Origin of the sequence: Mycobacterium montefiorense (genome assembly GCF_003112775.1) — a bacterium.
GTDB classification, from domain to species: domain Bacteria; phylum Actinomycetota; class Actinomycetes; order Mycobacteriales; family Mycobacteriaceae; genus Mycobacterium; species Mycobacterium montefiorense.
In genome coordinates, this window is sequence record NZ_BFCH01000036.1 from 392,139 (window position 1) to 416,792 (window position 24,654).

Annotated in this window: 24 protein-coding genes; 17 read left to right on the top strand and 7 right to left on the bottom strand. The window is 64.2% G+C overall.

All coding sequences use genetic code 11. From position 1 onward, the window contains the following. Positions 1-27 precede the first annotated feature (27 nt). Genes DB708_RS25665 through DB708_RS25675 form a run of 3 tightly spaced genes read left to right on the top strand, consistent with a single transcriptional unit; the run spans position 28 to position 3,042 of the window. On the top strand, positions 28-855 hold the full coding sequence (locus tag DB708_RS25665) for a mycofactocin-coupled SDR family oxidoreductase (RefSeq protein ID WP_108926247.1): 828 nt from the start codon (positions 28-30) through the stop codon (positions 853-855). 25 nt (positions 856-880) lie between these two features. Beyond that, positions 881-2,053 (top strand): NAD(P)/FAD-dependent oxidoreductase, encoded by a 1,173-nt coding sequence (locus DB708_RS25670; RefSeq protein WP_108926248.1) that lies wholly within the window; start codon positions 881-883, stop codon positions 2,051-2,053. A gap of 5 nt (positions 2,054-2,058) precedes the next feature. Beyond that, positions 2,059-3,042, top strand: a complete 984-nt coding sequence (locus DB708_RS25675; protein WP_108926249.1) for a D-2-hydroxyacid dehydrogenase family protein — start codon at positions 2,059-2,061, stop codon at positions 3,040-3,042. A gap of 3 nt (positions 3,043-3,045) precedes the next feature. Here the strand turns inward: DB708_RS25675 and DB708_RS25680 are convergent, their stop codons facing one another. Next, positions 3,046-3,873 (bottom strand): inositol monophosphatase family protein, encoded by an 828-nt coding sequence (locus DB708_RS25680; protein WP_108926250.1) that lies wholly within the window; start codon positions 3,871-3,873, stop codon positions 3,046-3,048. Positions 3,874-4,421: 548 nt separating this feature from the next. On the opposite strand from DB708_RS25680, the gene DB708_RS25685 reads away from it, so the two are divergent. Continuing rightward, positions 4,422-5,279, top strand: a complete 858-nt coding sequence (locus DB708_RS25685) for an aldo/keto reductase (protein ID WP_108926251.1) — start codon at positions 4,422-4,424, stop codon at positions 5,277-5,279. Here the strand turns inward: DB708_RS25685 and DB708_RS25690 are convergent. From DB708_RS25690 to mftR, 4 genes are all read right to left on the bottom strand, one after another. Beyond that, positions 5,276-6,550, bottom strand: coding sequence for a VOC family protein (locus DB708_RS25690; protein WP_108926252.1), 1,275 nt, complete (start codon positions 6,548-6,550; stop codon positions 5,276-5,278). The two genes, DB708_RS25685 and DB708_RS25690, sit on opposite strands and share 4 nt — an antisense overlap. Beyond that, positions 6,547-7,068, bottom strand: coding sequence for an RNA polymerase sigma factor (locus tag DB708_RS25695; protein WP_108926253.1), 522 nt, complete (start codon positions 7,066-7,068; stop codon positions 6,547-6,549). Before DB708_RS25695 ends, DB708_RS25690 begins: the two co-directional genes overlap by 4 nt. Before the next feature lie 67 nt (positions 7,069-7,135). Further along, on the bottom strand, positions 7,136-8,188 hold the full coding sequence (locus DB708_RS25700; RefSeq protein WP_108926254.1) for a DUF2332 domain-containing protein: 1,053 nt from the start codon (positions 8,186-8,188) through the stop codon (positions 7,136-7,138). Continuing rightward, positions 8,185-8,781, bottom strand: coding sequence for a mycofactocin system transcriptional regulator (gene mftR / locus DB708_RS25705; RefSeq protein ID WP_108926310.1), 597 nt, complete (start codon positions 8,779-8,781; stop codon positions 8,185-8,187). The genes DB708_RS25700 and mftR overlap by 4 nt, the downstream gene beginning before the upstream one ends. 99 nt (positions 8,782-8,880) lie before the next feature. On the opposite strand from mftR, the gene mftA reads away from it, so the two are divergent. The 7 genes from mftA to mftG all read left to right on the top strand — a co-directional run bounded on the left by mftA (position 8,881) and on the right by mftG (position 15,504). After that, a complete protein-coding gene (gene mftA / locus DB708_RS25710; RefSeq protein ID WP_108926255.1) occupies positions 8,881-8,970 on the top strand; it encodes a mycofactocin precursor MftA in 90 nt (29 codons plus the stop codon). After that, positions 8,955-9,284, top strand: coding sequence for a mycofactocin biosynthesis chaperone MftB (gene mftB / locus DB708_RS25715; protein WP_201263620.1), 330 nt, complete (start codon positions 8,955-8,957; stop codon positions 9,282-9,284). Before mftA ends, mftB begins: the two co-directional genes overlap by 16 nt. After that, complete coding sequence (gene mftC, locus DB708_RS25720) at positions 9,281-10,471, top strand: mycofactocin radical SAM maturase (RefSeq protein WP_108926257.1); 1,191 nt, start codon at positions 9,281-9,283, stop codon at positions 10,469-10,471. Before mftB ends, mftC begins: the two co-directional genes overlap by 4 nt. Before the next feature lie 2 nt (positions 10,472-10,473). Then, entirely contained in the window at positions 10,474-11,664 is a 1,191-nt protein-coding gene (mftD, locus tag DB708_RS25725; protein WP_108926258.1) for a pre-mycofactocin synthase MftD, read from the top strand. A 257-nt stretch (positions 11,665-11,921) separates the two neighbouring features. After that, a complete protein-coding gene (mftE, locus tag DB708_RS25730) occupies positions 11,922-12,653 on the top strand; it encodes a mycofactocin biosynthesis peptidyl-dipeptidase MftE (RefSeq protein ID WP_108926259.1) in 732 nt (243 codons plus the stop codon). Then, positions 12,650-14,062 carry a mycofactocin biosynthesis glycosyltransferase MftF gene (gene mftF, locus DB708_RS25735; protein WP_108926260.1) on the top strand — a complete coding sequence of 471 codons (1,413 nt, stop codon included), beginning with the start codon at positions 12,650-12,652 and terminating at the stop codon, positions 14,060-14,062. The genes mftE and mftF overlap by 4 nt, the downstream gene beginning before the upstream one ends. A gap of 8 nt (positions 14,063-14,070) precedes the next feature. After that, positions 14,071-15,504, top strand: coding sequence for a mycofactocin dehydrogenase MftG (mftG, locus tag DB708_RS25740; protein ID WP_201263621.1), 1,434 nt, complete (start codon positions 14,071-14,073; stop codon positions 15,502-15,504). A 51-nt stretch (positions 15,505-15,555) separates the two neighbouring features. On the opposite strand, the gene DB708_RS25745 is transcribed toward mftG, so the two are convergent. Further along, on the bottom strand, positions 15,556-16,839 hold the full coding sequence (locus DB708_RS25745; RefSeq protein WP_108926312.1) for a glycosyltransferase: 1,284 nt from the start codon (positions 16,837-16,839) through the stop codon (positions 15,556-15,558). 349 nt (positions 16,840-17,188) lie between these two features. Between DB708_RS25745 and DB708_RS25750 the strand changes: the two genes are divergently transcribed. Both DB708_RS25750 and DB708_RS25755 read left to right on the top strand, forming a co-directional pair. Beyond that, positions 17,189-18,055 (top strand): GAP family protein, encoded by an 867-nt coding sequence (locus tag DB708_RS25750; RefSeq protein ID WP_201263622.1) that lies wholly within the window; start codon positions 17,189-17,191, stop codon positions 18,053-18,055. 469 nt (positions 18,056-18,524) lie between these two features. Next, positions 18,525-19,775 (top strand): cytochrome P450, encoded by a 1,251-nt coding sequence (locus DB708_RS25755; RefSeq protein ID WP_108926262.1) that lies wholly within the window; start codon positions 18,525-18,527, stop codon positions 19,773-19,775. Here the strand turns inward: DB708_RS25755 and DB708_RS25760 are convergent. Continuing rightward, positions 19,741-20,343: a TetR/AcrR family transcriptional regulator gene (locus tag DB708_RS25760; protein WP_261859503.1), complete on the bottom strand. Its 603-nt coding sequence runs from the start codon at positions 20,341-20,343 to the stop codon at positions 19,741-19,743. The two genes, DB708_RS25755 and DB708_RS25760, sit on opposite strands and share 35 nt — an antisense overlap. Positions 20,344-20,491: 148 nt before the next feature. Between DB708_RS25760 and DB708_RS25765 the strand changes: the two genes are divergently transcribed. The 4 genes from DB708_RS25765 to DB708_RS25775 all read left to right on the top strand — a co-directional run. Then, the gene (locus tag DB708_RS25765) at positions 20,492-22,069 is read left to right on the top strand and encodes an MFS transporter (RefSeq protein WP_108926264.1); all 1,578 of its coding nucleotides are present in this window, start codon (positions 20,492-20,494) and stop codon (positions 22,067-22,069) included. Between the two features lie 297 nt (positions 22,070-22,366). Continuing rightward, on the top strand, positions 22,367-22,510 hold the full coding sequence (locus tag DB708_RS27370; RefSeq protein ID WP_235616943.1) for a hypothetical protein: 144 nt from the start codon (positions 22,367-22,369) through the stop codon (positions 22,508-22,510). Positions 22,511-22,785: 275 nt separating this feature from the next. Further along, positions 22,786-23,037: an MbtH family protein gene (locus DB708_RS25770; protein ID WP_108926265.1), complete on the top strand. Its 252-nt coding sequence runs from the start codon at positions 22,786-22,788 to the stop codon at positions 23,035-23,037. Positions 23,038-23,228: 191 nt separating this feature from the next. Next, the coding region (locus DB708_RS25775) for a condensation domain-containing protein (protein WP_235616944.1) at positions 23,229-24,654 on the top strand (1,426 nt) is incomplete at its 3' end.

Sequence of the window (24,654 nt, forward strand, 5' to 3'; positions counted from 1 at the left end):
GCGAGAGGCCGGCGAAAGGGGCGTGCTGTGGCGGGACGTGAAGGATCACTGCAAGGACGGGTGGCATTCGTTACCGGTGCCGCCCGCGCGCAAGGGCGCGCACACGCGGTACGGCTGGCCGCCGAGGGCGCCGACATCATCGCGCTCGACATCTGCGCGTCGGCGTCGAGCACCATTACCTACACGCCGGCCACACCCGAGGACCTCAACGAGACCGTCCGCTTGGTGGAGGCGCAGGGCCGCAAGGTGCTGGCCCGCGAGGTGGACATTCGCGACGACCCCGCGGTGCGGCAGCTGGTGGCCGACGGCGTTGAGCAGTTCGGCCGGCTCGACATTCTGGTGGCCAACGCCGGAGTGCTGGGCTGGGGCCGGGTCTGGGAACTCAGCGACGAGCAGTGGGACACCGTCATCGGGGTCAATTTGACCGGCACCTGGCGCACCCTGCGCGCCGCGATACCCGTGATGATCGAGGCCGGCAACGGTGGATCCATCGTGGTCGTGAGCTCGTCGGCCGGTATCAAGGCCACGCCCGGCAACGGCCACTACGCGGCCAGCAAATTCGGATTGACCGCACTGACCAACACCCTGGCTATCGAGCTCGGCGAATACAACATCCGGGTCAACTCCATCCACCCCTACTCGATCGACACCCCGATGATCGAACCGGAAGCGATGATGGAGATCTTCGCCAAGCATCCCCGCTTCGTGCACAGCTTCCCGCCAATGCCGATGCAGTACAAGGGATTCATGGCCCCCGAAGAGGTTTCCGACGTTGTCGCCTGGTTGGCCGGCGACGGCTCGGGCACGGTGACGGGCATGCAGATCCCCGTTGATAAGGGTGCCCTAAAGTACTGACCGCCGCGCGTGCTATGAACTCCACGTGAGCAATAACGGAATCGTGATCGTCGGGGGAGGGCTCGCTGCTGCCCGCACGGCCGAGCAATTGCGCCGGTCGGAGTACACCGGGCCCGTCACGATCGTCAGCGACGAGGTGCATCTGCCCTACGACCGGCCGCCGCTGTCCAAGGAAGTGCTGCGCAAAGAGGTCGATGACGTCGCCCTCAAGCCGCGTGAGTTCTACGACGAGAACAACATCACGCTGCGGCTGGGTGCGGCGGCCACCAGCTTGGACACCGCCGCGCAGACGCTGACTCTGTCCGACGGCACGTCGCTTGGCTACGACGAGCTGGTGATAGCGACCGGATTGGTGCCGCGGCGCATTCCAGCGTTCCCGGATCTCGACGGCATCCGCGTGCTGCGGTCGTTCGACGAGAGTGTGGCGCTGCGCGAGCACGCGTCCGAGGCGCAGCGCGCGGTGGTGGTCGGCGCCGGTTTCATCGGCTGCGAGGTCGCGGCGAGCTTACGCGGTCTGGGGGTTGAGGTCGTGCTGGTGGAGCCGCAGCCGACGCCGTTGGCCTCGGTGCTCGGCGAACAGATCGGTGAATTGGTGACGCGGTTGCATCGCGGCGAGGGTGTCGATGTGCGCACCGGTATCGGTGTTGCCGAGGTACGCGGCCAGCGGCACGTGGAGACGGTCTTGCTGACCGATGGCAGCGAGCTGGTGACAGACCTCGTTGTCGTCGGGATCGGATCACGGCCGGCCACCGAGTGGCTGCAGGGCAGCGGCGTCGACGTCGACAACGGTGTCATCTGCGACGAGGCCGGGCGAACGAGTGCGCCCAACGTGTGGGCGCTCGGTGACGTTGCCTCCTGGCGCGATGCGACGGGACATCAAGCACGCGTGGAGCATTGGAGCAACGTTGCAGATCAGGCCCGGGTTGTGGTGCCCGCGATGCTCGGCCAAGAGGTGCCTTCGATCACGGTCGTTCCGTACTTCTGGAGCGACCAGTACGACGTCAAGATCCAGTGCCTGGGGGAGCCGGAGGCCACCGACATCGTGCATCTGGTCGAGGACGACGGACGAAAGTTCTTAGCCTACTACGAGCGTGACGGGGTAGTGGTGGGCGTGGTCGGCGGCGGCCTGCCGGGCAAGGCCATGAAGGCTCGCGGCAAAATCGCTGCCGCAACACCCATTTCGGAGCTGCTAGGCTGACGGCCATGCCCCGGGTGGCGATACTCGACGACTACGCCGACATGGCACTCGAGCTCGCCGACTGGTCTTCAGTGCAGAGCCGATCCGAGATCACCGTCTTCGACCGGCATTTGTCCGAAGCGGAAGCGGCGGACGTTCTGCAGCCGTTCGACGTGATCTGTACCCTGCGCGAACGTATGGCGTTGCCGCGCACGCTGATCGAGCGACTACCCAACTTGAAGCTGATCACGATCGTGGGCATGAGCCTGCCGAATTTGGACATGGCCGCGGCCAGCGAACACGGTGTGCTGGTTGCCCATTCGGATTTCGCCAACCCCCGGTACCGGGCCCTGCGCGATTCCACCCCCGAGCTCGCCTGGGGCCTGCTGATCGCGACGGTGCGCAATCTGGCCGAAGAGCATCGGCGGATGCGCGATGGTGGGTGGCAGAGCAGCGTCGGCGTGACGCTTGCCGGTAAGACACTTGGGTTGCTGGGTCTGGGCAGGACGGGCAAGCGGATGGCCGAATACGGAGGCGTGTTTGGCATGGAAGTCGTTGCGTGGAGCCAGAATCTCACAGAGGAGGCCGCGATCGCGGTTGGCGCGCGCCGGGTCGAGAAAGCGGCCTTGTTCGAATCCTCCGATGTGGTCTCGATCCACCTGGTGCTCTCCGAACGGACGAGAGGTTTGGTCGGCGAACCCGAACTGGCTCTGATGAAGCCGCACGCCTACTTGGTCAACACGTCGCGGGGCCCGATCGTCGACGAGGCAGCGCTGATCGCGGCGCTGCAAAGCGGACGCATCGCCGCAGCCGGACTCGACGTCTTCGACGCCGAACCGCCCCCCTCGGACCATCCGCTGCGCCGCCTGCCGAATGTGACGTTGTCCCCCCACCTGGGGTACGTCACCCGCGAAATGCTGAACGCCTTCTACTCGGACAGCATCGAAGCCGTGGTGTCTTGGCTGGACGGAACGCCGATTCGGATCGCCAACCCCGAGGCGCTGACCTAGAGATCAGGTTGCGGTTGTCGCCTGCAGAATACCGGGGGCGCAAGCGGTTTCGACGACCGTCGTGAGTTCGCGGGCGATGCCCGGCGCGGTGGCGATCGTCGAGGCGGAGCGGTGGGTGTGCGGATTGCCTTGCGCGTCGACGACATGCGCTCCGGCTTCACGGGCGATCAGCGTTCCCGCGGCGGTGTCCCATGGCTTGTTGGACATCATGACGCAGGCGTCCAGCGCTCCCTCGGCGACGAACGCGAGATCGAGAGTCGCGGCGCCGACCATCCGAATGCGTTCCACGCGAGGCACCAGCTCGGCGGTGAGCGCGAGCCGGGGCTCGTTGAGCGCGGCAGCATCGTGGCCGACGGCGTAGTCGCCGAGAGACACGATTGCCTCGGCGAGGCGGGTGGAGCCGCTGACGTCGATCGGCTCACCGTTGAGGAAGGCGCCCTGATTCTGGATGGCGTGATACCTGCGGCCAAGCAACGGCGCGTGGGTGACGGCGACGACGGTGGCGCCGCGGTACATCAAGGCCAGCGAGACCGAGCACAGCGGTAGCCCATGCACGAAATTCGACGTTCCGTCGATGGGGTCCAGCACCCAGAGCCATTCCGCGGTCTCGATATCGGGTTGCGCGGGCGATTCCTCGGCAAGCAGCGGGATGTCGGGTGTGGCTTTGCGCAGGTAGTCGTCGATGTCGCGTTGAATCGCAAGATCGATATCGGTCACCAGATCGCGGTCACCCTTGTGATGCACAGCGTCCGGATTCGACGTCTCGAGTGTTATCGCACCGATTTGTGTTGCATCGCAAGCAATTTTGAATAGATCGTCGTAGGTCTTCATCCGGCGGCATGCCTCGCTTCCAGAGTCTGGGCGTGTGTTCGGCTCCCCGAGCATAGAGGCTGCCGGATTCCGCTTTGCGCCCGGCCGTTGTGCGGATATTTCTCCCGCCCACCGCAATGACTGGTAATTGTGCTGTTGCACAACGTATTTCGTGCCAATGCGACCGTGCGCGGCAAATAGTATTCGGTGGTGATGCACCTCACGAGATCGCTACGTTTGAATGCGAACAAGGCGATTTGCCAAGCGGTGTATTCGATGTCACACCGATAGCCGAAAGATGCTCATAAGTTGGTCTGTGCTGGCGGGCGGTGACTCATACTGTCTCAATGCTTTTGCCGCGCCGACATGCCGTGCCGCGGCGATTGGGCGCAAGCTGGCCAATTCGACTAGCTTTCGAAGGCGATCGGTGTCGGTGGACCTCGTGAAATTCAGATGAGCTCGGCCTCTTGGAGATTCGCGGGTTGTGGACAACGAAGTCCGGCTCAACGGCTGCTGCCGGCCCGGTCTCCACAGAGATGACAAGCAATATGGCAGGCAGGTGACGACGAATGACCGTTATTGACGACGTATGCAGTACGCCGAAAATCCCGACGATCACTCTGAACGACGACGCGAAGATGCCGGTGCTCGGGCTCGGTGTCGCCAAGTTGTCGGACGCTGAAGCGGAACGTTCGGTCACCGCTGCGTTGGAAGCCGGCTGCCGATTGATTGACACCGCTGCCGCTTACGGCAACGAGGGCGCCGTCGGCCGGGCGATCGCCAAATCGGGACTTGGTCGCGACGAACTGTTCGTCACCACAAAGCTGGGCACGTCGAATCAGGGCTTCGAAACCGCCCAAGCCGCCTGCCACGCAAGCCTGGACCGGCTGGGGCTGGATTACCTCGACCTGTATCTGATCCACTGGCCCGCGCCGGCGCTGGGCAAGTTCGTGGAGAGTTTCGAAGGCATGATCCAGTCCAAAGAGCAGGGTCATGTCCGCTCGATCGGAGTTTCGAACTTCACCGAGGACCATCTCTCGATGATCATCGAACAGACATCCGAGGTGCCGGCTGTCAACCAAATCGAGCTGCATCCGCGTCTGAACCAGGCCGACTTGCGGCAAACCCACGCCGAACACGACGTTGTCACCCAGTCCTACAGCCCGCTGGGCGTCGGCAGGTTGATCGACGAACAGATTGTCACGTCGATCGCCGCGCAGTACGGTCGCTCACCCGCGCAGGTGCTGGTCCGCTGGAACCTGCAATTGAACAACGTCGTCGTCTCGCGGTCTTCCAAGCCTGAGCGCGTCGCGCAGAACCTCGATGTCTTCGACTTCACTCTGGAACCCGAACACATGGTGGCGATCGAGGCGCTGCATGACGGCACCCGGGTGCTGCACGACCCGATGACCTTCACCGGTACTTAGAGCTGCCCTAGGTAGAACCGCGCGCCTTGGTTGTCGGTGCACTCGGCGGTCATGCCGTAGGGCTGGCGGGCGGGATCGGCAACCACGGTGCCGCCGGCCTCGCGGACCCGCGTGACCGCCGCGTCGATGTCGGCCACTGTCCACATCGGCACGGTGCTGGGACGCTCGCTGCCACCGGCAGCGCCGGCCATCGGATGCGTGCCTACCACCTGCCAGCCGTCGGCCACGCGGCCGGGCTCGAAGCTCCAGCCCAACAGCCGGCCATAGAAATCGCGGAATTCGGCCGAATCCGGTACCTGGTAGGTGACGTAGGACAGCTCGCCGGGCCCAGAGCCGTTGACTTCCGGGCGCTTTCGACCCGCGGTGGGCTGGTGAACCGCGAACGCCGCGCCCTGCGGATCGGTGGCATCGAGCAGGATGCCGTACTCGGTCTGCCGGATCTCGCCCGGGACGCCGCCGGCCTCGGCTATCGCGTCGCGAGCAACCTGAAGGTCGTCGACGGCATAGCAGCAGAACAAGGTGGCGGGTTGCGCGGTGGCAAAGATTCCGGTCGGGAGGTCGGTATTCGTCACCCGATGCGATGCGGGGTCGTAGGTCCAGCCCAGCACATGTCCGTAGAAGGCGGCCGCGCGGTCGGCGTCCGGGGTCCAGACCGAGACGTATCCGATGTCGCCGTGCCGAATGCCGGCAATGGGCACCGCCGTCGGCCCGGACAACATCCAGCGGTGCCCGAATGGATCGACGATGGTCGCGTTGCGCGTTCCGTAGTTTTCGTAGATCTCCCGCTCGACGGTGGCGCCGTGTTTGCGAGCTTGCTGCAGGGCGGCTTCGGTGTCCGCGACCTGCAGCATCAGGCTGACCGAAACAGCATGCAGTGCAGGCGCTTTCAAGCCATATTCAGGGTATTCGTCGGCCAGATACAGCACGCCGTCGGCCATCGCGATCTCGGCGTGCCCAATGCGCCCGTCGTCCATGACGATGGGATCGCCGATTACGACGGCGCCGAACGCATCGGCGTACCAAGCGATGGCCGCACGTGCGTTCGCCACGCTCAGGTAGGGCAGTGCCGCCGGCCGCGGTGCACGCGGCGTAGCGGGTTCGGCCAGTTCGGCGATGGCACTGGTGGTGCCGCTCATGACAACTCCTTCCGGTAGGGATAGTGCGGATTCCAATTGCCGGCGCAGCCGCGCGGCAAAATCCGGATCGGGTTGAACCGGAAGGTCATTGGCGTGCAGCACGCTGAGCGGGTCGCTATGGTCGCGCGGGTTCATGACATGCCTCCCTCCGGATACTGCTTCTTGAACGCGCGGCGCGCCCGCACCAGCAAGGCTTCGGTAGCGTGCACCGTGCGCCCGATCAGCTCGGCACATTCGCCGACGCTGCAGTCGTCCATATAGCGCAGCACCAGCACGGTGCGGTGCGGCTCAGCCAGTCGGGCCAGCACGGCTTCGGCGACCATGCGGTCCAGTTCGGTATCCCAGTCGTCGGCCGTGTCGACCGGCTCCGGCAGTTCGGCCATCGGCACGCTGAGCCGGTCCGGACCGCGCCGGTAGTGGTCGGCCAATTTGTGTCGTGCCACGCCGAGTAACCACGCAAGCGACATCGGCGGCGGCTCGGCTTTGCGCGCGGCGTCCATCGCGGCGAGGAACGTCTCCGACGTCAGGTCCTCCGCCGCCCCGCGATCGCCACAGCGTCGGACGAAATAGCCGTAGACCGCCGGCAACGCCTCGTCGTAGAGCGTCAAAAGCGCGCGTCGAGCGTCGGATTGATGATCCGTTTCGGCGCCCACACCCTTATCGTCGCCGCGGCAATGCAAACTCCGACGGGTTGTGAGCGAAAAATTTTCCAGATTGTGGCTATTGCCAGTTCACGGGTGGGCCATGCGCATGGCATTCACCCAGCACGACAAGTTCGCCGCGCGGCCAGCGACGCGCGCGCACCAAGAACTTCAGTGCAGCGCCTGGGCCGTCGCGAGCGGGCTCCATCGTCAAATGCGCAAAGGGCGAGCGGGCATCGGCGCGTGCACCCAGCGAACTGACGTGAGCGCGCACGGCCGTGCGTTCGTTCTCGGACAGGTACTGCCAGATGACCGAATGCCACAGCACGGTCAACGCGCCCTCGGCCAGTGTCAAGCCGGCGACCGCGTCGGCGGCGCTGAGCCGCACCAGTTGTGCCGGTACCTTGCGGGCGATCGCGATGGCGCCCCGCAACCGCTGCAGCCGGGCGACCTGATCGGGCCAGACATAGCTCGACGCGGTGATCTCCCCGTCGGCGACGGTGACATCGACGGGCGCGATGTCGTACCCGCGCCGTTCCACGATCTGTACCGAACCGGTGGGTGGCAACTGCCCCTGCCACGCGTGGTCGATCAGTACCGGCGAGTCGCTCGGTCCCCACTGCCCGCTGCCGTAGCGATAGCGGTATTTGTCGGCCCGCAGGTTCAGCCCGGCGCTGGATCCGATCTCGAAAAGCCGTACCGGGAATCCGATTTCGTGATTGATGCGCAGCAGCGCGCCGATCAGTGCGGCAGATCGACCCACCTCGTTGGTTTGCGGCGGATGACCGAGCGCCGCGCGCAGCGAGTCGGCATGGTCGAACGCGACGGCCTTGATCGCGGGCCACGCGCTGCCGGCATCCCAGGTGCCGCCGGTGCTGGGATACCACTGGCGCAATGCCGGCGCCCGGTCGCCGAGCACCAACCGGTGCAAACCACCCAGCAGGCGCAGTGGCACCGCCTCGCGCGACGGGTCGTCTTCGTGGCCGGAGAGAATCGACGCGAAGATGCCGCCGGCTTCGACATCGGAGGCCACCAGCTCGAACAGGTCGTCATACATCCTGGACCCGGACGCGCCGCAGAACCGCCCCTGCGATCGCAAGGTGTGCAGCAGATGCCCGGTGTTGGCGGTCACGGCTTCAGCCTTTCCAGCCCGGCGCCGACGACGTCGAAGGCGTTGCCGAGAGCCACCGGCAACGGGACGGATTCGTCGCCCAGCCAATGCTCGTAGGCCGAAAGTGCGACACCGAGCAGCGTCCATGCGACGGTCTGGGGCCCCAAGTCGCTCGTCTTGGCGCCCGAGCGCCGGGCGACGAACTCCGCAATCACCTCACGCCAGCCGGCGTACATCGTCATCGAATACGCCTGCAGTTCGGCGGTCTGCAGGATGACCCGCATCCGCTGGCGATGCTGGACGGTCTCGGAGTCGTCAAAGGTGTTGAACGCCAACAGTGCCGTCCGAAGCGCCTCACCCAGCGGAACTCGCGGGCCGACCATGTCGAGCAGTTCCCGAAGGTGTGCGAGATGGGTGTCGAACTCACCCCACAAGATGGCGTTCTTGGACGCGTAGTAGCGGAACAGCGTGCGCCGCGAGATCCCGGCAGCCTGTGCGACATCGTCGACGCTTACCTCGGCAAATCCCCGCGCGGTGAATAACTCGATGGCGACGTCGGTGATGTCGTGTGGTGTCGTCGAGCGGCGCCGGCCTACCCGCGACTCCGGAAGCATCAGACCCGCCCCTTCCATTTCGGCACTCGATGCCATATTCTGACGACGATTCTGACAAGATCGACCATCGTTGTCGAGACCGTAGGAGAGGCACTTCATATGGACCGCGAGACCCAGACCGACGCCGAGCTCGTCACCGAGACTCTGGTTGAAGAGGTGTCCATCGACGGAATGTGCGGGGTCTACTGACCGTGCCGGCGCCCGCGCGGGCTCGGGCGGCGCAAAGCCGCTTCGATCCTGATCGCGGTTGGCGATTGCACCCTCAGGTCGCGGTTCGACCGGAACCGTTTGGCGCGCTGCTCTATCACTTCGGCACCCGCAAGCTGTCTTTCCTGAAGAACCGCACCATCCTTGCGGTGGTGCGATCGCTGGCCGACCATCCCGACATCCGGTCGGCGCTACGCGCCCAGGGTGTCGACGACTCCGAGCAGGCGCCCTACTTGCACGCGTTGGGTGTGCTGGTCGATTCCCGCATGCTGGTGCCCCAGGAGGATCACCAATGACAACAGCGGCCGTACCACGGCTCATCGAGCAATTCGAACATGGGCTGGACGCGCCCATCTGCCTGACGTGGGAGCTCACGTACGCCTGCAACCTGGCCTGCGTGCACTGCCTTTCCTCCTCGGGTAAGCGCGACCCACGCGAGCTGTCCACCCGCCAGTGCATGGACATCATCGACGAGCTGGAACGCATGCAGGTGTTCTACGTGAACATCGGTGGCGGGGAACCCACTGTGCGCCCGGACTTTTGGGAGCTAGTGGACTACGCCACCGAGCACCACGTCGGAGTGAAGTTCTCGACCAACGGGGTCCGCATCACACCGGAGGTCGCCGGGCGGCTGGCCGCCAGCGACTACGTCGATGTGCAAATCTCGCTGGACGGCGCGACCGCCGAGGTCAACGATGCCGTCCGGGGTCCCGGATCGTTCGCCATGGCGGTGCGCGCGCTGGAAAACCTGGCCGCGGCCGGATTCAAAGACGCCAAGATCTCCGTCGTGGTCACCCGGCACAACGTCGACCAGCTCGACGAATTCGCCGCTCTGGCAAGCCGTTACGGGGCGACGCTGCGGATCACTCGATTGCGGCCCTCGGGGCGTGGCGCAGACGTCTGGGAAGACCTGCACCCGACTGCGGCGCAGCAGGTTCAGCTCTATGACTGGCTCGTCGCCAAGGGGGATGGGGTGCTCACCGGCGACTCCTTCTTTCATCTGGCCCCGCTCGGCTCCTCCGGAGCGCTGTCCGGCCTGAACATGTGCGGCGCCGGCCGCGTGGTGTGCTTGATCGACCCGGTCGGCGACGTGTATGCCTGCCCGTTTGCCATCCACGACCGCTTCCTGGCCGGAAATATCCTGTCCGACAGCGGCTTTGACAACGTCTGGAAGAACGCTCCACTATTCCGTGAGCTGCGCGAGCCGCAGTCGGCGGGCGCGTGTGGCAGTTGCGGGCACTACGACAGCTGCCGCGGCGGCTGCATGGCGGCCAAGTTCTTTACCGGCCTGCCGATGGACGGGCCTGATCCCGAGTGCGTCCAGGGGCACAGCGCGTCGGTGCTGGCCCGTGACCGGGAGACGCCGCGCCCGCGCGCCGATCATTCACGCGGACAAAAGGTGCGCCAGCCGGTGCCGCTGACGCTGTCCGTGCGACCCCCGCAGCAACCACCGGCGCGGCTCTGCAACGAAAGCCCGGTCTAGCCATGGCTGAGGAGTGGTTTGAAACCGTAGCGATCGCTCAGCAGCGCGCAAAGCGCCGGCTGCCGAAATCCGTTTATGCAGCATTGGTTGCGGCCAGCGAAAAGGGAATTACCGTCTCCGACAACGTCGAAGCCTTCGGAGAGCTCGGTTTTGCGCCCCATGTCGTGGGCGCCCAGGAAAAGCGCGATTTGTCGACTACCGTTATGGGACAAGATATTTCCATGCCGGTCTTGATTTCGCCGACCGGCGTCCAGGCCGTCGACCCGGACGGCGAGGTCGCCGTCGCGCGGGCTGCTGCGGCGCGAGGAGCGGCGATGGGCTTGTCCTCGTTCGCCAGCAAGCCGATCGAGGAAGTCATCGCCGCAAACTCCAAGCTGTTCTTCCAGGTGTACTGGCTGGGCGGGCGCGAGGCGATCGCGCAGCGGGTGGAGCGGGCGCGGGCGGCCGGCGCGGTTGGTTTGATCGTCACCACCGACTGGTCTTTCTCGCACGGACGCGACTGGGGCAGCCCCAAGATTCCCGAAGAGATGAACCTGCGGACCATCCTGCGGTTGTCCCCGGAGGCGATCTTCAAGCCGCGGTGGTTGTGGAAGTTCGGCAAGACGCTGCGGCCACCGGACCTGCGGGTGCCGAACCAGGCTCGCCGCGGCGAGCTCGGCCCGCCCTTCTTTGCCGCCTACGGCGAGTGGATGGGCACGCCGCCGCCGACATGGGAAGACATTGCCTGGCTGCGAGAGCTCTGGGGCGGGCCATTCATGCTCAAGGGCGTCATGCGCGTCGACGACGCGAAAAGGGCTGTAGATGCCGGTGTTTCGGCGATATCGGTGTCGAACCACGGTGGCAACAACCTGGACGGAACGCCCGCGTCGATTCGTGCGCTGCCCGCGGTGGTGGCGGCGGTGGGCGATCAGGTCGAAGTGTTGCTGGACGGCGGCATCCGGCGCGGTAGCGACGTCGTGAAGGCGGTGGCCTTGGGAGCACGGGCGGTGATGATCGGCCGTGCCTATCTGTGGGGCCTCGCCGCGAATGGTCAAGCCGGCGTCGAAAACGTGCTCGACGTCTTGCGCGGCGGTATCGACTCGGCGCTGATGGGTCTGGGGCACGCCTCGGTCCACGACTTGAGCCCGGACGACATTCTGGTGCCGGACGGCTTCACCCGGGCGCTCGGCGAGCCCCCGGTCGCGCCGGCGTAGCCAGGCGGTCGCGCGGCGACGCCCGAGATAATTTGGGGCATATCGGGCGGCTTTACCGAATATAAGGCGGGAGCCACGACTGATCTCGTCGCCGAGCCGCAGAATTCGTGCGGATATGAGATTGCCAGCGAAAATCGACGTGTGCGAAAATTGTGATACGCGCGTGGCAACCGTGACGGACGAGCCGAATTTAGGCGTCTCGATGAACAGCCCAGAAAAAAAATAACTTTGAAGGCACAACAATTGGTGCACGCCAGGTGAATTCGGCCTACCATCACCGAGTGCCCGTACTCGGCGAATTAGGAGCTGCGACGTCGAGCGAGCTATTTCCCACCTCGCCGTCGGTAATGGTCCCGCTGGGGTCGACCGAGCAACATGGTCCGCACCTACCGTTGGACACCGATACCCGGATCGCGACCGCGGTTGCCCGGGGGGCCAGGGCTAGCCTCGAGCAGGCATGGTTGGTCGCGCCGGCCATCGCCTACGGCGCCAGCGGGGAGCACCAGAGTTTCCCCGGCACCATCTCCATCGGCACCGATGCCCTGACGCTGCTGCTGGTCGAGTACGGCAGGTCGGCCGCCTGCTGGGCCCAGCGCCTGGTCTTCATCAACGGCCACGGCGGCAACGCGGAGGCGTTGCATCGCGCCGTGACCACACTTCGTGACGAAGGTCGTGACGTCGCCTGGTGCCCCTGCGCCGCCGCTGGCGCCGACGCCCATGCCGGCCATACCGAAACATCGGTGTTGCTGCATATCTCGCCGTCCGATGTATTGACCGACCGGTGGCTCGCCGGGAATCGGGCGCCGTTGCCCGAGTTACTCCCGGCGATGCGCACCGGCGGAGTCGCGGCGGTCAGCCCCGCAGGAGTATTAGGAGACCCGACCACCGCCACCGCGGCCGAGGGCAAGCGAATTTTCTCCGAGATGGTCGACGGCTGCGTGCGCCGGATCGTGCACTGGTCGGCCGGCCCCGACGGGATGCTTACATGAGTCAGCCTCGACTGCCGGACGGGTTCGCCGTTCAGGTCGATCGCCGCGTGCGGGTGCTCGGCGACGGCTCAGCGTTGCTCGGCGGCTCACCGACCCGTCTGCTCAAGCTGGCTCCCGCCGCCCAGGACATGCTCTCGGATGGCCGGCTGAAGGTTCGCGACGACGTCAGCGCCCAGCTGGCCCGTACCCTACTGGACGCCACCGTCGCGCATCCGCGGCCTGCCGGCGGACCGTCGCACCGCGATGTAACCGTCGTAATCCCGGTGCGGGACAACGTTTCCGGTGTGCGCCGCCTGCTGAACTCGCTGCGCGGCCTGCGGGTGATCGTGGTGGACGACGGTTCGTTGTCGCCGATCGAGGCGGCAGACTTCGCCGGCACGCACGGTGACATCGAGGTGTTGCACCACCCCCGCAGCAAGGGTCCGGCGGCGGCGCGCAACACCGGGCTGGCGGCGTGCACCACCGACTTCGTCGCGTTCATGGACTCCGACGTGTCGCCGCGCCGCGGCTGGCTGGAAGCCCTGCTCGGTCACTTCTGCGACCCCACCGTCGCCCTGGTGGCACCGCGCATCGTGGGTCTGGCACACAGCGAGAACGTGGTAGCCCGGTACGAAGCGGTGCACTCCTCACTGGACCTCGGGCAGCGCGAAGCGCCGGTGTTGCCGCACAGCACAGTGTCCTACGTACCCAGCGCGGCGATCATCTGCCGCCGCTCGGCCATCAGCGAGGTCGGCGGGTTCGACGAGACCATGCAGTCCGGCGAGGACGTCGATCTGTGCTGGCGGCTCATCGAGACGGGTGCCCGGCTGCGCTACGAGCCGATTGCTCTGGTCGCGCACGATCACCGCACACAATTGCGGGATTGGCTCGCGCGCAAGGCCTTCTACGGTGGTTCGGCGGCGCCGCTGTCGGTGCGCCACCCCGACAAGACCGCCCCGGTGGTTATCTCGGGCTGGGCGCTGATGGCCTGGATACTGATGGCGCTCGGGACAAGCTTGTCGCAGGTGGCCTCGATCGTGATCGCGATCTTCACCGGTCGGCGGATCGCCAGAGCCATGCGCAGCGCCGAGACCTCGTTGGCCGATGTCGTGGTAATTGCGGCCCGGGGTCTATGGTCGGCGGCGCTGCAGCTGGCATCGGCCATCTGCCGGCACTACTGGCCCGTGGCGCTGCTCGCGGCCATCGTGTCGCGGCATTGCAGACACGTCGTGGTGGTCGCGGCCGTGATGGACGGGGTCGTCGACTGGCTGCGCCGCCGGGACGCCACCGGTGACGAAGCCGAGCCGATCGGGCTGCTGACCTATCTATTGCTCAAACGCGTCGACGACTTGGCCTACGGCCTCGGGCTGTGGTGGGGCGTGGTGCGCGAACGCAACCTGCGCGCGCTCAAGCCGCAAATCCGGAGCTAGCCGTCGCCTTGATCACCACGCACAGCGATGTGCTGATCGTCGGCGCCGGAAGTGCTGGATCGGTTGTTGCCGAACGCCTTTCCGCCGATCCTGGTTGCTCTGTGACCGTACTCGAGGCGGGCCCGGCACTCGCCGACCCAGTGCTGCTGGCGCAAACCACCAATGGGCTGCAGCTGCCAATCGGAGCCGGCAGCCCGCTGGTGCAGCGCTACCGGGCCCGCATCACCGAGCTGCCGATTCGCGAGCTTCCGATCGTGCGGGGGGCGACGGTCGGTGGTTCGGGGGCGATCAATGGCGGATATTTCTGTCGTGGCTTGCCATGCGATTTTGATCGGGCCGCGCTACCGGGCTGGGCATGGTCCGACGTGATCGACCATTTCCGGGCGATCGAGACTGACCTTGATTTCGACGGCCCCGTACACGGTGATAGTGGTCCGATTCGCATTCGCCGTACGCACGAAATGACAGGTACCACTGAACGTTTCATCGCCGCAGCGCAGGATGCAGGGTTTTCCTGGGTCGCCGATCTCAACGATTGCGGCCCTGAGTTGGTACCGGGTGTTGGCGCGGTGCCGCTCAACATTGTCGACGGGGTGCGGATCGGATCCGGCGCTGGATATTTGCTGCCGGCCCTAAGCCGATCCAACCTGACCCTACTGTCGCAGACTCGCGCCGTGGGGTTGCGGTTTGACGGCACCGCCGCTGTGGGTGTCGACGCGGTGGGTTCGGGCGGTCCGACGACGCTTACTGCTGATCGAATCGTGTTGTGCGCCGGTGCTATTCAGTCGGCTCATCTGCTGATGCTGTCCGGCGTCGGCGATGAGCCGATGTTGCGGGGCGTTGGCGTGCCGGTGGTGGCTCCGCTTCCGGTGGGAATGAACTGCTGCGATCACCCCGAATGGGTGTTGCCCACCGACTGGAAGGTGGCCACCGGCCGGCCCGTGCTGGAGGTGGTGCTCAACGCCGCCGACGATATCGAGATCAGACCGTATACCGGCGGCTTCGTCGCGATGACCGGCGACGGCACCGCGGGTCATCCAGACTGGCCGCACATCGGGGTGGCGCTGATGCAACCGCGGACCCGCGGGCGCATCTCGCTCGTATCCGCGGATCCGGCCGTGCCTCCGCAGATCGAGCACCGCTACGACAGCGAGCCCCAGGACGTCGCGGCCCTGCGGCGCGGTACCGAGCTGGCCCGTGAACTTGCCAGTGCAGCAACGTATGTCGGGCCTCCCGTATGGGCGACATCGCAGCACCTGTGCGCCAGTGCCCCGATGGGTTCCGAAGGTGACCCGCACGCGGTCGTCGACCCAACATGTCGCGTGCGCGGGATCGAGAACCTCTGGGTGATCGACGGATCCATCCTGCCCGCCATCACCAGCCGTGGACCGCACGCGACCATCGTAATGCTCGGGCACCGCGCGTCGGAATTCGTTCGGTGAGTGGCCTTTCGGCGTGCATGCCTTCGATGGCTCTGACTGACCTCACCCGGACTAGTGCTGATGGGATCTAGTCATCGAGGACCCGCGCGCGAGATCTTCCAATAGATCGGCGGCAGTCACAACGCTCGCGACGGATTTAGTCATCTGGGCGGCGATCTCGCGAGCCCGGGTCGCGTATTCCGGGGCGAGGATGGTACGGAGATCCGCAACTAGCGTCGTCTGGCTCATGCGCGACAAACGCCGCGCAGTACCCACTTTGAGCCGTGTGACCTGAGCTCCCCACATCGTTTGGTCAATGTCCGTGGAAAGGATCAGGATGGGCACTCCGGCACGCAAGCTCGCCGCCGTGGTGCCGGTGCCACCGTGGTGCACGACTGCGCGACAGGAAGAAAAGGCGGCCGCGAAATTCATCGTGCCGACCACTTTCACATGGTCCGCGTGGGAGACATTGCCGAAGTCGGTCGCGGCAGAGCAAATGAGTGCCCGCTCGCCCAACTGCGCGCAGGCCGCGCTGATCGCGGCGAACGTGTCAGCCGGAGACTTGGCCGGAATGCTGCCAAAGCCGAAGAAAATCGGCGGTGATCCCGCAGCAATCCACGACATGACTTCCTCATCGGCGTCAGTCGCCAACTCCATTGTTAGAGCACCGATAAACGGCCGTTGCCCATTCCATTTCGCCCATTCGGCAGCCAGTCCGGGAAAGCACACCTCGTCGTAAGCCTGGATTTCCAACGATCCACGTTCGGCAATCCTGCGTGACGGCCGCCCGGTGGCCTTACCCAGGCCCAATCTGCGGCGCTGTGAGTTCTGAAGCTTCTTCCCTAGGCGCCAAGCCATCCACTCGTACATTCTCATTGCGGCACGGCCCAACCCCGCCGGCAGGACCGAAATGAGTTGACCATTTGGCCGTAATGGAAAGAGATGCAGTGTCGCCAAGGGAATGTCGTAGTACTCCGTGACGTTGACAGCGGCTTGTTCAAAATTCACACCAGTGACGAGCAGATCCGCGTCCGCCGTCAACGACGCTATCGTGGCGCAGATATCCTCCCAGCGCTGGAGAGCGGGCTCCTCAATCTCACGCCGCAACCTGATCAGACGTCGGATTCTCCAGAGGCTGCCGAAGAAATTGGTCCAGAAGTCGCGGTGCGCGTCCAAAATCGACTGCACATCCGGCCCGAAAGCGACCGCGGCGGGCACAGCGGCCTCGGCGAACTCAACCAAGTCGGGCGGGACGGCCATGCTGACGTCGTGCCCGCGACGAATGAGCTCACGGCCGATAGCGACACATGGCTCGATATCGCCACGACTTCCGTAGCTTGCCAGCACAAATTTCATCATGGATCCCATGTCTTCAATTCGCGTATGCGTTCTATGAATTGAAGCGGAGCCTAGCGTCCCGACCCAGCGGCCCGTGGCTCAGCCCGATACCGCGGCGCCAAGCGCTACCTCGTCGCACGGCCGCAAGACTGCCGATAGGCGCTATAGGCATCGACGACTCCATTCGGCGCTGCTGCAACCCCGGGTCCCAATCCTCACCTCGCGTGCGCTGAGCACCGAAGATCGAATGAAGAACTCCCGCCTTCCCGCTCATCACGCCGGACTTTCCCGCGCAAATCGTGCTAACCCCAAGGTGTTTCGACAGTGTCAGGAAATCCGTCCATGGCCGTCCGAGACAGCACTACGGATGACCGTCATCCCAAAGAGCCGCCAGCAAAGTGATGAAGCCAGTAGGGTACTGTTTCCGGCCATGTGGGGGTCGGTGCTGTTGCTGACGCTTCTGGCTGCGCTCGATCCGGTGCGTCTTGGCATCACGCTTCTCTTGATCTCCCGGCCACGGCCAGTGCAGAACCTACTCGTCTACGGGATGGGCGGCCTGACAGCGTGTATTCCGACAATCGTGATTCCACTGACGTTGCTTCAGGTCACACACACGTTTAGTTCGCATTCCCATGATTGGGCCAACCCCGCCAGCGGTTCCGGCGTCCATTACATTCAAATCGGCATCGCTGCTCTGATGTTATCCATTGCTCTGGTGCTGGCCGTGCGCTTGCGGACGCGCCCACGTCAGCAAGCGCCGCAGCCGACACCTGATGGTCATATGCCAGCGCTACTCGTGGATTCGACTACACCGAACCCGATCTCGCGACCGAAGGACCAAGACCGGGATCCGGCGACCGAAGGCGGATCTACAATTCTGCGACTGCGCGGGCGTGCCCAGAATGCGTGGGCAAACGGATCCGTGTGGGTCGCGTACCTGGTCGGTTTGTTTACCGGGGGCCCGCCCCTCGACAGCCTCCCATTCATACTCGCGGTCGTCGCGGCCTCGGGAGCTGCAATCGGCACCATGGCCAGCGCTCTCGTGGTTTTCGTTGTCGGCATGTTTGCGGTTGTCGAGATCGTCTTTATCAGTCATTTGGCGGCCCCAGCGAAAACCCAAGCGGTACTGCAGTTGTTGCACGACTGGGCGCTGGCGCACCGTCAGCACGTCGTGGTAGCCACCTTCACCTTGCTCGGGGTCTCGCTGGCGATCAGGGGTTTTGCCATCTTCTGAGCGGGCAGGGCGGCGTCTTAACGACGCTCGAACATGACGGCACCGCCGGCGGTCCCTTCACCGGTCAGTGCCTTCGGCGGCACCCACCCATTCCCCGAAGCACGCCTGGGCGAACAACATTCAGATCGTCAATTCACTCGCATTCGACACACTGTGAAGCAGCGACCAAAGTTTGCATGGCAGGGGCTCCCCGCCGACAATCCCGACATCGCTGTGTCGGTCGGTGACCGTCAATGTGACCGTTACCTGCGTTGGCGAACCACGTCCCACCACAGCTCGACGTCGTACGCGAGGTCGTCAACGCGCTTGAGCAACACCTAGGTCGACAGCCGTTCGCCAGATCTCAGTCAGAATCTCGCGACCAGGCCAGTTAGGCAACTTCGAATAGCTGCAAGGACAGCGGTCCTTCGCCGATGGTCAGCCCGCACTTACGGTCGAATTCGGGCCGGAAATCGAGTCAGGGGGAGCCATGAGCACGCCAATCGTGGATGTCGCCGCGAAAGTGCTCACCGACCCGATCGCCTACACGGACGACGCGCGCCTGCACGCCGCGCTGAGCCACTTACGCGCCCACGCGCCGGTGTCCCTGGTCGACCATCCGCCCTACCGACCGTTCTGGGCAATCACCAAGCACGCCGACGTCATGGAGATCGAGCGCGCCAACGACCTGTTCATCAACGAAGCCAGGACGGTGCTTGCCCCTGCCGATGCCGATGCTCTCGCCCGCGCCCGGCTGGACGCCGGAGTGGGCCTGCGCACCCTGGTCCACATGGACGGCCAGGACCACCGGGCGTTTCGCGCGATCGGCGCCGACTGGTTTCGGCCCAAGGCGATGCGCGCGCTGCAGGTTCGCGTCGCCGAACTGGCCAAGATCTACGTCGACAAGATGATGGCGGCGGGCAACGAGTGCGACTTCGTCAAAGAGGTTGCGGTGAACTACCCGCTGTACGTGATCATGTCGCTGCTGGGTCTGCCGGAATCAGACTTTCCCCGCATTCGCGAGCTCACTCAGGAGCTCTTCGGCGTGAGCGACGCTGAGCGCCGGCGAGGCAGCACACCCGAGGAACAGCTCGAGGTGGTGCTGGATTTGTTCGATTATTTCACCGCGCTCACCGCTTCTCGGCGCAAACATCCAACCGACGACCTGGCGTCGGCAATCGCCAATGCCACAGTCCACGGCAAGCCGCTGTCGGACATCGACGCCGCGTCCTACTACGTCATCGTTGCCGCCGCCGGCCACGACACCACCAGCTCGACGATCGCCGGCGGTCTGCATGCGCTGATCGAAAACCCCGATCAGCGAGAGCGGTTGACCGCTGACCTCGACCTGATGCCGCTAGCCGCGGAGGAAATGATCCGCTGGGTGACTCCGGTCAAGGAGTTCATGCGCACCGCGACCGAGGACACCATCGTTCGCGGGGTGCCGATCGCCAAAGGCGATGCGGTGCATCTGTCCTATGTTTCGGCCAACCGTGACGAGGACGTGTTCGACCATCCGTTCCGCTTCGACGTCGGCCGGAATCCGAACAAGCATCTGGCGTTCGGCTACGGCGTGCACTTCTGCCTGGGCGCGGCCCTGGCCCGCATGGAGGTGAACGGCCTGTTCACCGAACTCCTACCGCGGCTGAAATCGATTGAGCTCAACGGTGAACCGGAACTGATCGCCACGACGTTCGTCGGCGGACTCAAGCACCTGCCGATTCGATACTCGCTGCGCTAGCCCTGCCCTGCGCACGCTGCACGTGCAGAAAGCCGTCTACGGCCGCGAGCGCGCATTCCCGATAGTCGAAATCCGGCAGCGTCGACAGACGCCCCAGCACCAGCGGGCCGATCAGCATGGCGATCGCCCGGGATCGGTCCACCTCACCCAGCTCCGCCGCCTCCGGGCAATCGAATAAGGCGTCGAACGGCGCCGCGTACTGCTGGGCGATACGTTCGCGCAGCGTGGTGATGGCCGGGCTGTCGGTCGAGTTTGTATGGGGTTCCGGCAAACCCTCAAGGTCGCGACCCAGTGCCAACCAGGACATGGCCGTCATGACGGCGGGCGCTTGGGCCACCGATTCGGCTTGGGCAAGCACAAGGGCGAGAAGGCGATCCCGCAGCGAGCCCTCGTCGGGCGGCGTCGGGGACGGCGGGATGAGGCTGTTGAATGCCGCAGCCAGCAAATCATTTCCACTCGGGAAGTGGCGATACAGGGTGGCTCTCGCTACGTTGGCGGTACGAGTGACTGCTTCCACCGTCACCGCACTCGGGCCTCCGGACCGCAGTAGCGTCGCGGCGGCTTCCAGCAAACGAGCCCGCGACCGCGCTGGCCGGGGATCCGTACTTCCCTCGGTGATCGTGACTCACCTCCCTGTTTAAAACCAAGACTATCGGTCTATCTACGAGACTATTGGTCTCAAAACCTCGTACGGCCCCCGAAGGGAGGCGCGCCTTATGGTCGATGTCTTCGTCCGGCCTGACCAGCGTACTGATGCGGTAAGCATCGGCGGTAGTCCTCGTGCGCGAGCCTGGACCCTGGCCGTCGCGTGCATGGGTGTCGCGCTGGTCGTCGCGTCGATGACGGCGCTGAACACCGCGCTGGGTGATCTCGCGGTGGCAACTTCGGCCACGCAGTCGCAACTGAACTGGATCGTCGACGGTTACACCGTTGCGCTGGCCTGCCTGCTACTGCCCGCCGGCGCGATCGGTGATCGCTACGGCAGGCGTGGCGCGCTGCTGACCGGTCTGGTCGTGTTCGCGCTCGGTTCGGCGACACCGGCGATATTGCACAGTCCCTTGTCGATCATTGTGGGGCGCACAGCAGCTGGTGTCGGCGCAGCCTTCGTCATGCCCGCGACGCTGTCACTACTGACTGTGGCCTACCCGAAGGACGACCGTATGAAGGCCGTCGGCATCTGGGCAGGCACCGCCGGATCCGGCGGCGTGTTCGGCTTGATCGGTTCGGGGCTGCTGCTTCGCTATTGGGATTGGCACGCGATCTTCTGGTCATTGGGCATCGCCGGACTGGTGATCTTCGCCTTGGCATGCACCGTCTCATCGTCGCGCGACCGTAACGCTCCTCGCATCGATGCGCTGGGCGCATTCCTGATCGGAGCCGCCGTCGCGATTTCGGTGGTCGCCATCCTGGAAGCACCCAATCGGGGCTGGGACGATCCGATGGTTTGGGGCGGGATCGTCGCGGGGGCGATTATTGCCGCGCTGTTTGGTGTCGTCGAATATCGGCGTCACCAACCACTTCTCGACGTGCGACTGTTCGCCGACCCCAATTTCGCCACCGGCGTGGCGGCGATCGCCGTGCTGTTTGGTGCGACGTTCGGGTTTTTCTATATCGGGATGCAGTACGTCCAGCAGATCATGGGCTACTCACCGCTGATGACGGCGATTGCGTTCGGCCCCTTCATGGTGCCGTTGGGTATCTTCTCGGCGCTGTCGTTCTGGTATGTGCCGAAACTCGGGCTGCGCCTTGTGCTGTTCATCGGCACACTGCTGATGGCGGTAGGTTTCGCGTGCATGTACGGACTGGACCTACATTCGAGTTTCTCTCAATTCGCTTGGCCGACGCTGATTCTGGCCACTGGGATCGGAATCTGCACGGCACCGACAACTTCGGCGATCATGGGCGCGGTTCCCGACGAAAAGCAGGGGGTCGCCTCCGCGGTGAACGACACTTCGCGGGAGATGGGCGGCGCCCTGGGAATCGCTGTGGCCGGTTCGATCCTGGCCGGACGCTATTCCCATGAGCTGGCACCACAATTGGCGAGTTTCCCGCCGCCGGTGCGTGGACCGGCTACCGACTCACTGGCGAAGGCCGTCGAGGTGGCCAGCCAGCTCGGGCCGCAGGGAGCCAAGCTTGCAGAGCTCGGCAAGATCGCATTCCTCACGGCCATGCATGCGTCCACGATCACTATGGCAGTGCTCGTCGCCGCGATCTCCGTCCTGATCGGGCTGTGGGCCCCCGGACGGGATGGAAAGCAGCTACGCCTGGTGCGCCGGATCCTTACCCGCCGGTGAGAATCAGGCTCGCGCCAAAAGTACTGCAGCACAGCGACTGTGAACGGGAAGGTCAGGGGAGGAGCCTCGCTATGTCCACCGATCGGGGGACATGCTGTCGTCTGTTTTAGGACTGATCGGAGGACGCCGGACATCGGCACCCGCCGTTACGTTACGCCATGTGACGGCGTTCAAAGACAGCGTTCTCTCCTACGAGATGCCTACCACGCGACCGGTGATCACCGCCGCGGCTTCGGCCGGTCACCAGACCATTCGGGAGAGCGGAGTACCTACCCAACTCAGTTCAGGTGAAGATGATTGGTGGACACATTGGGCCGCAACGAGATGGCCGGATCGATGACCCGTTTTAGCACTTCCAGTGACAACGTGGCCGTAAAGAGCTTCTTCGGCGTGCTGCATAAGAACCTGGTCGACCATCACCGGTGGGCCATCCGAGAGTAACTGTGATTGCCATCGGCCAGTGGATCGAACGGACCCATCACCGCCATCGCCACTGAGCCGCTCTCGTACGGTTGATCCCGATCGAATTCGGAGCCACCGTGGCCATGCCGGCCAGTCAAGCCTCGTCACCGAAGCCGTCATCTATCGAAGCAGCGGCCTCTGCCGGTCAGGCCGTCAAGCGCATACCATAGAAACTATTGTATATAGTGATCTCGGTCATATAGAGTATGCCGCATCGTACTCCGAACCATCGGACTGACACTTATGGAGAACAGTTGAGTCTCAACCCTTTTGATGACGAGAAGGGCAGCTTTCTCGTCTTAGTTAACGATGAAGACCAACACAGTCTTTGGCCGGTGTTCGCTAGTACCCCGGCGGGCTGGCGGGTGGTTTACGGCGAGGCGGATCGTGCTGCGTGTCTGGACTATATCGAACAGAACTGGTCTGACATACGGCCGAGAAGTTTGCGCGAGAGATTGACAGGTTCGCAGTCTGACGTATGGCGTCCGCAGGATCAGGTTTCTTAGCGCCAAGCTGCATGCGGGCAGGTTGGCGCGATTCGAGGACACAGGTCTGGCTGGTTTAAGCCAGTCGTCCACCGGACGTTCTTGTCGAGGTTAGCGGGGCGCGCGTCTTGCGTTGTGCAATAAGCCGACTCAACGACGCACGGATTTCTCAGATGCAGGTCTGACGGCTAAATTAGGGAGTTCGTTTTCATATGCTCGATTTCGGTACGCATCCGGACGCCCTGGGACCCCTAACTGCTGCACAGTGGTCGATATGGGCTGCCCAACAGCTCCAGCCCGAAGTTCCCTATAACTTTGCCGGCTATGTAGCGATCGACCACTTTGTCGACCTTGGGAGATTGTCGGTTGCGTGCCAAGCTGCCGCGGCGCGGTTTGGCACGCCATGCGCGCGGTTGTCGCTGGACGATGACGGCGAACCGGTCTTCATGGTCGACCGCTCGTTCCCGCAGACTGCACGCTGTATCGATTTTCGCGCGGCGGATGATCCGCGAGCGGCCGCTAGAAGCTGGATGAACAATGACTGCCGCCAGCCCATTGATCTGTTCCGTGACCGACTTACCGAGTTCGCGCTGTTGCGGATCACCGACAATCTGTCGTTCTTCTACCTGCGTGCGCACCACGTGCTGTGTGACGGGTACGGCGCCAGTAACTTTGTCCGGCATATTGCGGCTGTTTACTCGGGATCAGTCGAGGCCACCCCTGTCGATGTCACCGCTGAAGTCGACTTTTCCGAGTTCGCTTTGATCCGGGACGCCGACCGGGAGTATCAGCAATCTTCGCGTAGTGCCATCGACGCGGAGTACTGGAAGTCCGTGGTGCGCGAGCCCATGGACGTCACTGATCTAGCAGGGGTAAATAGGTTGGTGGCACCACGCTATCCGATGGTACGCGAATTGGTCTGTAAGCATCGACTGCCGAACACCCAGGGTAATCAGCTCTATGTTGCGAGGGTAGTTGCAACGCTTGCCGCGTTCATTGCGAAAACCACAGGGCGCCAGAACATTTGGATGTCGTTGCCGGTTTCTGGGCGTACAACCGCAGCGCTGAAAAGATGCGCGGGCATGGTGTCTAATATGGTGCCGCTGCTCATCCGCGTAGATGAAAGCGACACCATCGGTGCACTGACTGATCAGGTCGCCACGGCGTTGATCGGTGCGCTACGCCACCAACAATTCCGGCGTTGGCCGGAACTGGTCACCGATACAACTCGCCTTGACATGAACGTGGAGTTCGGTCCGATTATCAACATACTGGACTTCAATGCTCCGCTTCGTTTTGGCTCTTCGGAAGCGACGAGCCAAGTATTGTCCGCTTTCCCTGTGCAAGACATATCGGTCAACGTCTATCCAACGCTGAGCGACGGCGTGCCGCGAATTGACTTCGCATGGAATCCGGATCGCTACACCACCGATGAGATCGCCGCGCACGTAGCCCGTCTGGAACTAGCCTTTGACGGCCTCGTGACTGCTGATCCTGATGTCCGGTTGTCGTCGGTGGATGTGGTTGATGGTGGTGAGCGGGCCCGGTTGGATCTGTGGAGTAATCGGGAGGTGTTGGTTTCGCCGGTGGGGCCGGCGGTGTCGGTGCCGGTGTTGTTTGGTGAGCAGGTCGCTCGTG

Bases quoted from the DNA above. Each gene is read 5' to 3' on its own strand.
- DB708_RS25675 (WP_108926249.1), top strand. From the start codon at position 2,059: ATGCCCCGGGTGGCGATACTCGACGACTACGCCGACATGGCACTCGAG.
- DB708_RS25680 (WP_108926250.1), bottom strand. From the start codon at position 3,873: ATGAAGACCTACGACGATCTATTCAAAATTGCTTGCGATGCAACACAA.
- DB708_RS25685 (WP_108926251.1), top strand. From the start codon at position 4,422: ATGACCGTTATTGACGACGTATGCAGTACGCCGAAAATCCCGACGATC.
- DB708_RS25690 (WP_108926252.1), bottom strand. From the start codon at position 6,550: ATGAACCCGCGCGACCATAGCGACCCGCTCAGCGTGCTGCACGCCAAT.
- mftR (WP_108926310.1), bottom strand. From the start codon at position 8,781: ATGCTTCCGGAGTCGCGGGTAGGCCGGCGCCGCTCGACGACACCACAC.
- mftA (WP_108926255.1), top strand. From the start codon at position 8,881: ATGGACCGCGAGACCCAGACCGACGCCGAGCTCGTCACCGAGACTCTG.
- mftC (WP_108926257.1), top strand. From the start codon at position 9,281: ATGACAACAGCGGCCGTACCACGGCTCATCGAGCAATTCGAACATGGG.
- mftD (WP_108926258.1), top strand. From the start codon at position 10,474: ATGGCTGAGGAGTGGTTTGAAACCGTAGCGATCGCTCAGCAGCGCGCA.
- mftF (WP_108926260.1), top strand. From the start codon at position 12,650: ATGAGTCAGCCTCGACTGCCGGACGGGTTCGCCGTTCAGGTCGATCGC.
- DB708_RS25745 (WP_108926312.1), bottom strand. From the start codon at position 16,839: ATGAAATTTGTGCTGGCAAGCTACGGAAGTCGTGGCGATATCGAGCCA.
- DB708_RS25750 (WP_201263622.1), top strand. From the start codon at position 17,189: ATGACCGTCATCCCAAAGAGCCGCCAGCAAAGTGATGAAGCCAGTAGG.
- DB708_RS25755 (WP_108926262.1), top strand. From the start codon at position 18,525: ATGAGCACGCCAATCGTGGATGTCGCCGCGAAAGTGCTCACCGACCCG.
- DB708_RS25765 (WP_108926264.1), top strand. From the start codon at position 20,492: ATGGTCGATGTCTTCGTCCGGCCTGACCAGCGTACTGATGCGGTAAGC.